This window comes from Paraglaciecola aquimarina (assembly GCF_032464635.1).
GTDB lineage: Bacteria > Pseudomonadota > Gammaproteobacteria > Enterobacterales > Alteromonadaceae > Paraglaciecola > Paraglaciecola aquimarina.
This window is the reverse complement of the sequence record NZ_JAWDIO010000002.1, coordinates 2,063,822-2,076,000: the sequence shown is the minus strand read 5'-3', so window position 1 is coordinate 2,076,000 and position 12,179 is coordinate 2,063,822. Positions and strand designations below refer to the sequence as shown.

Annotated in this window: 6 protein-coding genes and 2 pseudogenes; 2 read left to right on the top strand and 6 right to left on the bottom strand. The window is 40.4% G+C overall.

Going from position 1 to position 12,179, the window contains the following annotated elements:
• Positions 1-5: 5 nt before the first annotated feature.
• The 6 genes and pseudogenes from RS130_RS10430 to RS130_RS10405 all read right to left on the bottom strand — a co-directional run bounded on the left by RS130_RS10430 (position 6) and on the right by RS130_RS10405 (position 9,228).
• Entirely contained in the window at positions 6-1,403 is a 1,398-nt protein-coding gene (locus tag RS130_RS10430) for a MotA/TolQ/ExbB proton channel family protein (protein ID WP_316025903.1), read from the bottom strand.
• Positions 1,404-1,416: 13 nt separating this feature from the next.
• Complete coding sequence (locus RS130_RS10425) at positions 1,417-2,181, bottom strand: DUF3450 domain-containing protein (protein ID WP_316025902.1); 765 nt, start codon at positions 2,179-2,181, stop codon at positions 1,417-1,419.
• A gap of 290 nt (positions 2,182-2,471) precedes the next feature.
• Positions 2,472-5,141, bottom strand: a complete 2,670-nt coding sequence (locus tag RS130_RS10420; protein ID WP_316028023.1) for a TonB-dependent receptor domain-containing protein — start codon at positions 5,139-5,141, stop codon at positions 2,472-2,474.
• A gap of 79 nt (positions 5,142-5,220) precedes the next feature.
• On the bottom strand, positions 5,221-6,807 hold the full coding sequence (locus RS130_RS10415; RefSeq protein ID WP_316025901.1) for a hypothetical protein: 1,587 nt from the start codon (positions 6,805-6,807) through the stop codon (positions 5,221-5,223).
• Positions 6,808-7,267: 460 nt separating this feature from the next.
• Positions 7,268-8,535: pseudogene (locus RS130_RS10410) on the bottom strand (inorganic phosphate transporter).
• Positions 8,536-8,550: 15 nt separating this feature from the next.
• Complete coding sequence (locus RS130_RS10405) at positions 8,551-9,228, bottom strand: TIGR00153 family protein (RefSeq protein ID WP_316025900.1); 678 nt, start codon at positions 9,226-9,228, stop codon at positions 8,551-8,553.
• A 256-nt stretch (positions 9,229-9,484) separates the two neighbouring features.
• Between RS130_RS10405 and RS130_RS10400 the strand changes: the two genes are divergently transcribed.
• Together RS130_RS10400 and ppk1 are read left to right on the top strand one after the other, a co-directional pair.
• Entirely contained in the window at positions 9,485-9,988 is a 504-nt protein-coding gene (locus tag RS130_RS10400) for a glycine cleavage system transcriptional repressor (RefSeq protein ID WP_316025899.1), read from the top strand.
• 118 nt (positions 9,989-10,106) lie between these two features.
• Positions 10,107-12,178, top strand: a pseudogene (gene ppk1 / locus RS130_RS10395) (polyphosphate kinase 1).
• Position 12,179: the final 1 nt, after the last annotated feature.

The following is a 12,179-nucleotide window of genomic DNA, read 5'->3' as shown; positions in this document are numbered from 1 at the left end:
TTTGCTTACGCTTTTGTTTTGCTAGATTGAAGGTTAGGGCTTTGTGCTTCAGCACGTTCTGCAATCACACCCGCCGCTTGCTCTTGTAAGATGTAAACGATGTTCTTACTGCGCGTATTCAGCATGGCGTAAAGTAACGTCATGGGTATTGCTACCACCAAACCAAGTACTGTTGTAACAAGTGCAGTCGAAATACCACCAGCCATCAGTTTAGGGTCACCTGTACCAAACAATGTAATAGCTTGGAAAGTGTTGATCATACCCGACACTGTACCTAATAAGCCCATCAATGGTGCAACTACCGACATCACTTTAATAATTTGTAAGAAGCGGCCTAGTTTTGGCACTTCGCCTAAGATTGCTTCAGTTAGATGTAACTCAAGTGCTTCAGTATCGGCTTCGGGATAATCGTCACGCGCTTTCATCACTCGACCTAAGGCGTTATTTGACTTGAAGGTGGTAGATTTCAATTGGCGATTAACTTTCGCGCCTTCAATGCCTAGAACGATGAATCTCCAAAGTGCGATTAACAGACCCACTGCACCGACTGCTAAGATGATGTAACCCACGGTTCCACCTTGCTCAACACGTTCTTTCAAACTTGGCGCTTGAACTAACAACTTAAGAATTGAACCACCTGTTGGGTCTAAACCAAATTCAACTAACTCACCAGAAGAGGCTTGCAATGCCATAGCACTGTCGCCGTAACGACCAGCAGGTTGACGTACTAATTCAGCCACCGAACCTGTCGTTCCGTTATAATCTAGGTATTTGCCATCAGCAGTTAAAGCAAAAGGCCCTACACGTAGCACTTCTTTGCTAACTTTATTACCACCTGCTTCAATCACATCGGTAGTGAATTTAGTTACTTTGCCTGACTCAGTCATTTCACGTTGCATTTCAAACCATACACGTTCAATTTCTGCAATTGATGCAAGTTTAGAGGTTGACCCCATTGACTGAGCTAAGTTATCTAAAAATTCAGCACGGCCAGGGATTTGCGCCGAAATAATCGAGTTTTGGAATTTACTTTTGGTATCACCCGATACTTGCTGTAACACACCAAACAATTCTTTTAATGAACCTAAACGCTTGTTCATTGCCTCGTTTAAATCGGCCAATTTAAACTCGTTTTCTTCAAACTGAGTTTCAAGTTTTTCAGAAGTGCTTAACGCGGCATTACGTGTTTGCTTTGCCTGTAACAACATGGCGTCTTGTTCAGAACGTTTCTGAGCAAACTCTTTTTCACGTTGAGCATTTTGTTTATTTTGCGCAAATTGTCCTTGCTCTAGCTGTTTTAGCAAGCTATCTAAATCAAGAGCTGTGTCATCTTGAGCCAATGCAACATTAGTCATTAAACCAAGTACACAAGCTAGCGCGATATTTTTAGTAAATAATTTCATTGTCATTTGGCCCTTAATCCGTCATCGCTACTGGTAACATCAATAGGTCTGGCGCAAGTTGTTTTTTCGCCATGCGTAAACCTTTAGTGACTTGAGTTCGGTAGCTAGAAGGAAGTGCTTCCCATTTACCCGTTGCTTTATTCCAAGAGCCTTGCAAACTTGCATCACGTGTTTGATAAATAAGTGCTGTACGTCCAACACGTAAAAAATCCACATCACGCTCTTGGCCATCAATCATATGTAAACCGCTGTAAGCTTCTAAAGTGCGACCGTAGTCCATTTCGACTTGATAGGCTTCCATTACACGACGGAACTTTTCAGATGGAGCAATATCAGCTCTATCCATTAAGTGTTTAAGTTCATCAAGACGCTTCGCTCTTTCTTTTGGCAAGAAAGGAACATCTAACTTTACAAACTGCTCAAGCCCAGTAATCATACGCATCATTAGCGGCGTAATTTGACGTTCAATCACGCTCACTTCATCAATGGCAGCATTTAAGTCAGCCATTTCTTGCATTTGATTTTCAATTTGCCTAGCCAACTGACCGTTGTACACATCTAACCCAGCCGTTTCTTTGTTGACTGCTTTAAACTGTTGTAACTTAGTGCCAATTTGGTCGGTAATTTTATTGATTTTCTCTTGAGAATTGGCGGCTGATTCATTAATTTCAGTCGCTTTCTTAACCGCTGGATCTAGGAACTGGTCTTCCTGTGCCCAACTATTCGTTGCTGCAAAGATGGTAAATAATGCAGCTGATAACTTGCTCAGTCGTTTCATGCTTAAAACCCTAAAATTGTCTATCAGCACTTCACTGATAATTCAAAACTGAGACGAGGATAAGCACTTTGTGTGACAAAAATATTACAGCAATATGACAGTAAAATGATGTGTTTAGATCGCCTTAAAATGGCAGTTTACAAGCTTTAGTTGGTGATAGAGGCAATTAAGGCGCCGACAAAAAACCAAACAGAGGAGTAGAACCAGGCTATTTTGAGAAAAGTTATCAGAGTTTGACTGAATAAAAAGCCAACCCAGGGGTTGGCTTTTAAAGGTAGCTAATTCCTCAACTAGAACTCGTAGCTATAACTGACACCAAAAGTAGAGCCAATTTCACGAGATCGAACCGCGACGTCATCTTGAATAACTTCTTGGTTTTCACCCATTAAGTTTTTGACTTTGAATTTCACTTTAGTATTGAAATCTGGATACCAAGTATAGATAAGATCTAGTGAATGGAATGGTTGCTCAAACGCATCGCCTCGTCCACCAATACCAGACGCAAGGATACGCTCGCCAGATACGTTATACACTAACGAGCCACTATGCTCGCCATTGGCTGAGTCATAGTTTAACTGCAAGTTAAGTACATACTGTGAATGACCATTCATACGCTTAACTTTATTGGTTAAATTACCCGCATCTGCCGCTTCAACAATGACTTCAGAATCACTCAACGTGATATTACCCGAGGTAAAAAATCCGTCTGAAACAAAAGTTAAATCGTATAACCATTCAGCTTCAACACCATATAACTCGGCAGACGTACCGTTAGTAAATGACGCGGTGTAACTAGAGTCACCTACTGCCAATACAGACTCGATAGGATTAGCAATGTCTTTATAGAATAAAGATACCGCTAAGTTGTCGCCGTTAGCACCGTACAACTCGTAACGAGCATCATAGTTTTTCAACTGACTTGATGTAAGTGACAAGCTACCAGTAGTACGAATATCGGTTAATGGGTCAAAATACCCCACCGGTACTACTTCACGTAAGTCCGGGCGAACAACTGTTTCACCGTAACCGAAACGCACTTGATAATCTTCGCCACCGATATAGGTCAAACTTAAAGAAGGATAGAAATCGTCTTCATTAATAGTACGGTCCTGGATCCTTTCTTGACTATAAAAGCTCTCGATATCTTCGCGGCTAAAAATCAAACTAGACGTTTCAAGGGTCACTTGTTTGAAGGCTTCATAGCGTAAACCACCACTAATACGCCAAGTGTTATCGTAGAACACATCAAACGCACCATAACCAGCTTCAACTTTTTGAGCCGCCATGTAATCGTCAGCTTCTGGCGCTTCTGGCTCGTTAAAGGATATCCATACTTCATTGTTATCAATAAAGTCATCAGATAAATACGAGCTCAATCCTAAAATGCCATCACTGCCATTATTAACATTAATAGCTGCGCCATTGTTGTTAATGAAGAAACTAGACGTAGTATAGTAACGCGCTCTATCTGAGTAGTCCCAACCGCTTTTGAATTCTATTTCGAAATCACCGGCACTAATAGGTAAAGAAACATTTCCGCCATAAGACGTCATGAAATCGCGCATATCAACAAACTGATAATTGACATTACCATTACCACCATTGATTTCACTGCTGGTGTAAACACTATCAGTAAAGTCATCAGAGAAACTATAGGTCACGTCTAAAGGTATGTTGGTGTGTACTTCAGACTTGGTATATTGCCAGTCTGCACCAATTCCCCAATAATCTAAAAATGTATGTTGGCCTTTAAACTGGTCTATTTCTAACTGACGCTCTTCGAACGTAAATTGATGGTCTCTGTCGGCGGTGCCGTCAACAGCAATAGTAATACCCTGACTAGGATTCTGATTGACGCCTAATTCACTCTCATCTTCATTGTCTTGGATAAAGATCTTGCTATAGCTAACTTCATGCCCACTTAGGCGATACCCTAAAGTGATCAGCCCATTCATCCGTTCATTTTCAGTCGTGACTGAAGAATCTGTAAGACTGTCATAACAACTATTATTAGCGTTATCTTCGGTTATGAAAGAAGTCGAACAGTCATCCGTTTTATCAGCACTCACCACCGCATTAGTGCGCTCGGAGTAGGTCCATTTGCTATCGTAGGCAACCGAAGCTAGAAAACCAAATGTGCCACCGAACCATTCATCATCAAAAGAATTACCTAAATTACCTTGGAAAGAATAATTAGGATCTAATGAACCTTCTTCAACCGTTAAATTGCGAGGCAAACTTTTCAATAAACCTTGGTTAGCAACAAACGCCTGTTGAAACGCAGTTTGCGTATCGGTATCGGTTAAGCCATTCTTTTCAATAATATTTCGAAAAGAAAAATCTCCTCTATACCTAACTATCGCAGCGCTTAAATCATCCGGTATCCCATCTTCATTGGTGTTGTAAGTATAACCGTCTGAATTATTAGAATTGCCTTCTATCCCCAACTGAAATCCAGCGATAAATTCAGAAGGAAGGGTTTTCGTTCTAATGTCAACGCTACCACCACCAAATGCTGCTGGCATGTTAGGTGAAAATGCTTTTTGAACTGATAAACTCTCTATTACGTTGGTTGGGAAAATATCCAATGGAATAACATTACGCGTTAAATCAGGGCTAGGGATATTTGCGCCATTTAGTCGAGCACTTGAGTAACGCTCACCTAAACCACGAACATAAATGAATTTTCCGTCAACTAAAGTTAGGCCCGTTACACGACGTAATGCAGATGCAGCATCACTGTCCCCTGTACGAGAAATTTGTTCTGAACCAAGAATATCGGCTACGAAAGCTTGGTTTTTACGCTCTGCGATTACCGCTGCAGCAGTACCCTGAAGACGATTACCAGTGGTAACCACTTCATCAATTGCATTATCTTGCTGTTGGGCATGTAGCGAACCCGCGACAAGACCTAATGCAACTGCTAACGAGATTTTACTCGTGCTGTATTGAGTCTTCATCATTAATCCTACACTCAAAATGAACAAAAAAGGCGTAACTAGTGACCTAGCACGCCTATAAATTTGTTAGCTAGACGACTTATTGTTCGTCAGCAATGGCATTGTCATAGGCATCTTTTGCCCAGTCATACCAATCACTTGAAGTATCTGTAGGGCTTACCGCACCAATATAATCAACACTTTCGAAGAAGTTAGCATCAATTGTTGTTACATCAAATGGCGTTTTAAGGTCAGCAATAGTAGCAAAACCGTTGCTTGATAATACGTCTGCGTCTCCACCAGTAATAGTGTTCATATCGGCAGCATCATCAGTTAACCAGTTAGTATAAGTTGTTGTACCTACTGTCTCTGCTTTACCCAATACTGCACAAGCCATTACCGAGTTTTTCATAGATACATCGCCTGATTCCACAACCGCAACTGCATCAGCTGAGTTTTCGAAACAATGAGTTTGCGTACCAGATGTTTTCACTAGTAAAGTGTTGTACCAAGTCGCTGAGATAAAATCGTCTAACTTGATTGCAGCAGAAGGGTTACCGTCACGTACTGACTCTTCATCAGTAGTCAATACAGTTACGTTAGCGATTTGCGGAGCAGATGGAGCAACGTTGTTATCTTTAACTTTAGTGCCATCAGACTCAAATCCACCATTACCCATATTGATTGAGTTTCCAGCAGCATTAACGACAGTACCGTGCTTGATAAGAATAAATTGTGCGTTACCTTTCCAACCAGCGTCAATATCAATACTGTCATCTTGAGTATCAGTAACCACTACGTGCTTAAGATTTACCGCACCACCAAATAATTCGATACCGTCATCATAACCTGCATAGATGTCTACGTAATCGATAGTTGTTCCAGAACCAACCGCGAACAAGCTAAGTGAGTTTAAGTCATCGCCTTCTTCAGCACCCGCTGGTAAACCACCAGCAAAGTGAATTTTAACAAACTTAAGGGTACCACTGTTGTCAGTGTTGTCGTTACCACCATAAAAAGTAACCGCGCCTTCACTTTCTGCGTTACAAGTACCAGCAGTACGCTCTGCATCTGAACATTGGTCAGTGATGCCTAAACCATCAATCATTATCCCACCCCAATCTTGAGGTTGAGGGTCAGATACTTTAAGGCTTGCAATAGCATTAGCAGAAGTAAAAGTAATTGGAGCGCTGTAAGTACCGGTTGCTTCGATGTTTGCGCCACGGTTAATTTGTACACGAGATGACGCATCATCAAATACTAGTGTTGTACCAGCTTCGATGGATAACGTAGGGCCGTCAGTAACAATTGTACAGTTATCAGAAGTATTACAGTTTTCACCTACTACCAAAGAGCTTTTGAAGAAATGAACACCAGTGCCTTCCAGCTTATCTAAACTAAGATCTACCGCTAATGGGTTAGAAGGGCTTACGAATTCTTTACTATATTCACAGTTTCCACCAGTGAATTCACCTTGCATTGTCACACCGTCTGCATCATAAGAAGCACAAGGATTTTCAGTAGAGCCGTTACCATTCCCACCTTCAACAGTAGTCGTCGTAGTGTTGTTACTGTTGTTAACGCTAGTATCATTAACAGTAGGGGTAATGTTGATATCGCCACCACAACCAGCAAGAACTAATGCTGAAACGATTGCACTAGCTTTAAATATATTCTTAAGTTCCATTGTTCTCTCCAAATGTGCGAATTAATTAAATAGTTATAAATGAAAACGCAAGAAGAGTACCCAAGGTCCATGACAGTTTTGTTACATCATAAAATTGTCACAAAAGTTTAATAATATCCTTTGGTAACACTATGCAGACAGGTAATCATCATTTGCATAATTCCCCATATATACAAAAGGTTAGTGATCTTTCCCTTGCTCGAAATACACTTTCCTAACAAGTTTTGATGAGGACTGTATATCAATCTATGTTGATAAGTGATCGCTTTACACCCATCCAGCAGTTTTTGAACAAGACGTCGGTATCAAAGAATGGTTTTAATCGCCCGCAAAGTAACAATAAAACGTAAAAAGCCCAGTGATACGTGATGATATGTAAACGTATCGCTGGGCTTTGGTGCGGCATCATACCGGAAACTGACTGTTATAAACGCTATTTATGTATGCTCTATTTAATACACTAAGGAGCAAAAATACCTTTTATCATAAAGAAGAATACGATGGAAAGGCCCGCACCAGCCGGTAAGGTGACCACCCATGAAATCACGATGTTTCTCACTACACCTAAATTGATAGCAGCAATACCTTTGGCCATACCTACCCCTAAAACTGCTCCCACCAACGTTTGCGTAGTAGAAATTGGCAACCCGGTGCCTGATGCAATAACAACTGTTGACGCAGCGGCAAGTTCTGCCGCAAACCCGCGACTAGGTGTTAAATGGGTGATCCCATTTCCGATTGTTTTAATAACCTTATGCCCAAATAGTGCTAGACCGAATACAATCCCCACAGCACCCAATGGTAAAATCCACCAAACCAAAGGCGCTTTGGCACCAATTTCACCACCACTATTTACCACCGTCACAACCGCTGCTAATGGACCAATTGCATTTGCAACATCATTTGAACCATGAGCAAAAGCCATACAACAAGCACTTACCACCATTAGTACGGCAAATATTTTTTCTACGTTAGCGTAGTGTGTACTTCGATCGGTAGACTCTCCTAGCTTCAGACGGTTTATTACGACTGCGCCTATCACACCAACAAAAATAGCCACGCCAATCGCAATAAAATAGCCAGTGCTAGCGTCAATATCTAGGCCAACATGAGATAAGCCTTTTTTAATGGTAACCAAAGACATTACAAAACCAGCCGCAGCCATATAATATGGCACATATCGTTTGGCGCTGGCCAGTGGGTCTTCTGTATTAAAAATTAATTTTTGGGCACTTTGAAATATCAGATAAGCAATCATTCCTGATATTGCTGGCGTGACCACCCAACTACCTACAATACCTGTTACTTTACCCCACTCTACAGAATCACTACTTACCCCCACGGCGGCAAATCCAACAATAGCACCGATAATTGAGTGCGTGGTTGACACAGGCCAACCTAAATAAGAGGCAACAGCCAACCAAACACCCGCAGCGAATAGCGCCGATATCATGCCATATACCAGTAACTCAGGGAGTCCACGAAATAAGCAGAATCAATAATGCCTTTACGAATGGTAGAAGTGACTTCGCCACCCGCTAAGTAAGCCCCTGCAAATTCAAAAATCATCGCAATAATAATGGCCTGCTTGATGGTAATCGCTTTTGAACCCACTGAAGTGCCCATTGCATTGGCCACATCATTAGCGCCTATACCCCAAGCCATTAAAAAACCCACGGCTGCTGCAGTGATAATTAAAATTAGGCCGTAATTTTGTAAAATATCCATAGCTAATATCTTCTTTTAACTGGCTAACATTAATTCAAGTCGAGAACCGACTCGTTCAGAAATATCGGCTAATTCACCGACCCATTCAATAATGTTATAAAGAAACATCACATCAACTGGATTCAAGTCCTTTTCGAGTGCCAACAACGAACGACGTAAACTAATTTGCAATTTGTCGGTATCATCTTCTATTGCGTCTAGGCGTTCGATCATATCCTCTACCACACGCACTTCGCGTCCTTTAAAACCGGTCTCTAACAAATCATCTAATTCATTGATCACTTTGGTCGCCTGTTTAGTTGCATCTAAACAACGAACCAAATACTCCATAAAGGATTCTTGCAGTTCTGTAGGTATCACCAATTGGCGTCCCAATATTCGGCCAGAAATATCTTTGGCTTTATTAGCAATTTTGTCTTGCTGAGTTAAAAGCTCTAACACATCTTGGCGCTGAATAGGCATGAAGATACCAACCGGTAAACTCATACGTAACTCACGTTTGATTTCATCAGCCTTTTTCTCTTTCTGAGAAATAGCACTTTGACAATCAAACGCAGTCTTCCAATCTTGCGCATAAACCGCTTCAAAAAACGGTAACAAGCCCTGACTACAGCTATTCACAAGATTAATATGATCTTCGAGCGGTTTAAGTGGCGATTTTGCAAACACGCCCAAAAATGAATTTATTGGCATAATTTTTCTCTTCAGTATTAAATTAACAATCATTCAACCATATAGCTAAATCTAATATGGAATGTAATGGAACTAAAAACCTCATATAGGCTTATTTTTCTGATAATCACTATCTAGAACTGCCATCAATCTAAAGTTCATTAAGTTAGCTCTCGAAATAGTCGTCAAACTAAAATTAAACGCTTACATATTAGGTAGAATGTATTAGGCTACAGCAATGACCGCAGAGACTTTATTACAGTAGTGTGACGCTTTTATGAAACCAATGATATTTACTTTAGTAGGACAAGACCAACCCGGCTTAATTAGTAACCTAGCCCAAACCGTTTACGACATGGGCGGCAATTGGCTAGGCAGTAACTTGTCCCATATGGCCGGTCATTTTGCTGGATTTGTACACATTGATTTACCAGAAGCTAAACATGCTAAGTTAATCAAACTATTCTCCGAACACCCTATACTCAAAATTCACCTATTGCCAGGCCACACAGTCGAAACTATTGACCAACGAAACGCTAAGATTGAAATCATGGGGAATGACAGGTCGGGGATAGTGCAAGACCTGACGCAAATACTCAACCAATTTAACGTAAATATTATTAAATTTGATTCAAGTTGTGAAAGTGCCCCTAATTGGGGCGGGTTATTATTTAAAGCAACGGCGATTATTTCTACAACAGTAGATTTTGACCTAGACCGCTTACGTGAAGGTTTAGAAGCGATTGCCAACGATTTAATGGTGGATATCGAATGTCAATAATCAAGTAGATGAATGGGTCCTTACTTTTGTTTTTGTCTTGAGTGTTGCCTTTGTCATTAAATTGTCACACTATCAATGGACGATCTAGTGTTTTAAATTCGCCGTATTAAGAGTCTGCATGTCTGATTTACCTACTATTTATTATCCTAGAGAATTAAGTTGGTTGTCTTTCAACCATCGCGTGTTGCAAGAAGCAAAAGACGCCACAAACCCCATTATTGAGCGAATTCGATTTTTAGGCATTTATTCTAATAACATGGATGAGTTCTACCGAGTTCGAGTGGCAGAAGTCAAACGTCAAATCTATATTTATATAGATGAAGGCAAAAAAGATGAAGCCGAACAAACTAAAATGTTGATGGATCAAATTCAACAAAAAGTGTTGAAAATGACCGGTGAATTCGACAAAGCCTACACAGATATTGTCAAAGGGTTGGCGCGTTACAATATATTTTTAATCGGTGAGGAAGATTTAAATGCGTACCATGCCGACTGGTTAGCCAATTATTTTAAAAGTAAAATTCTCTGTCATATCGCGCCAGTTTTACTGAATAAAAAAGTGAAACTCCTGAATCGCCTCAACGACTCATCTACATACTTATATGTGCGCATTCAACGAACCGATAAAGCCGACGCTTTCGCCGTCATTGAAGTGCCTTCTCAACACTTGTCACGCTTTGTGGTAATCCCCCCGAAAAAAGCCGCAAGAAAAAATATATCGTGTTATTGGATGACATCATTCGCCTTAATTTGGAAAACATATTCAAAGGGTTTATTGATTTCGAACATCTCGAAGCGTACTCATTTAAGATGACCCGAGACGCAGAATATTCTATCAATGATGAAATTGATGAAAGTTTCATGGATAGAATGTCTGAAAGTGTCAAACAACGTTTAATCGCCGAGCCAGTTCGTGTGGTTTACGACAGCAGAATGCCCGAAGAAACGTTGAAAGATTTAAAGAAAAGACTAAAAATATCTTCCTACGATAGTCTCATCGCAAGTGGGCCCTATCGAAACTTTAAAAGACTTTATTGGCTTTCCTAATATTGGTCGTAGTTATCTAGAAAATCCTGAATTGCCGGCCATGACCTGTAAAGACTTTACCAATTACGATACAGTATTTGACGCCATAACTGCCAAAGATATTTTGTTGTATTATCCGTACCATAAGTTTTTGCACGTTACAGAGTTTGTTCGACAAGCGGCATTTGACCCTAAAGTAAAACATATTCGCCTCAACATTTATCGTGTAGCCAGTAATTCTAGGGTTATCAGCTCATTAATAGACGCGGTTGACAACGGCAAGAAAGTAACGGTAGTGATTGAACTTAGAGCAAGGTTCGATGAAGAAAACAACATTGAATGGGCCAAAGTACTAACCGATGCAGGGGTTAAAGTGGTATTCGGTATGGTTGCCTTGAAAATTCATAGCAAACTGTGTGTGGTTACCCGCGAAGAAAACGGCGAGTTAATCAATTACGCACATTTGGGCACGGGCAACTTTAACGAAAAAACGGCAAAAATATACACCGACTTTAGTCTATTTACTCGTAATCAAGAGATTGCCAAAGAAGCGGAAGATGTTTTCACCTTCATCATGGCCCCCTATCGCCGACAAAAATTTAAGCATTTACAAGTATCACCTTTAAACAATAGAACTAAAATTCAATTGTTAATTCGTCAAGAGATTCAAAATGCCAAAGAAGGTCTGAAGGCAGGTATTACGCTAAAAATTAACAATTTAGATGATAAAACGTTAATTGACGACTTATATAAAGCCAGTCAAGCGGGTGTCAAAGTTAAGGCAATTATTCGCGGCATGTGTTCATTGATCCTGGTGTAAAAGGGCTGAGTGAAAATATTAGCGTCATCAGTGTCGTGGACAGATTTTTAGAACATCCAAGAGTCATGATATTTGAGAGTGCCGGTGAACAAAAAGTGTTTATTTCATCGGCCGATTGGATGACCCGAAACATGGACTTTCGCATTGAAGTAGGTTGCCCCATTTACGATCCTGATTTGAAGAAGAAAATTTTCGATATCATGGAGCTACAATTTAAAGACACCCTAAAAGCTCGCGTTATTGACAAAGAGCAAGTCAACAAATATGTCCGTCGTGGTAATCGTAAACATCTGCGATCACAAATAGAGACATACAAGTACATAAAAACAAATGAAAAAGGATAAC

Excerpts from the sequence above, each read along its gene's own strand:
- RS130_RS10430 (WP_316025903.1), bottom strand. The coding sequence starts at position 1,403 with ATGAAATTATTTACTAAAAATATCGCGCTAGCTTGTGTACTTGGTTTA.
- RS130_RS10425 (WP_316025902.1), bottom strand. The coding sequence starts at position 2,181 with ATGAAACGACTGAGCAAGTTATCAGCTGCATTATTTACCATCTTTGCA.
- RS130_RS10420 (WP_316028023.1), bottom strand. The coding sequence starts at position 5,141 with ATGAAGACTCAATACAGCACGAGTAAAATCTCGTTAGCAGTTGCATTA.
- RS130_RS10415 (WP_316025901.1), bottom strand. The coding sequence starts at position 6,807 with ATGGAACTTAAGAATATATTTAAAGCTAGTGCAATCGTTTCAGCATTA.
- RS130_RS10405 (WP_316025900.1), bottom strand. The coding sequence starts at position 9,228 with ATGCCAATAAATTCATTTTTGGGCGTGTTTGCAAAATCGCCACTTAAA.
- RS130_RS10400 (WP_316025899.1), top strand. The coding sequence starts at position 9,485 with ATGAAACCAATGATATTTACTTTAGTAGGACAAGACCAACCCGGCTTA.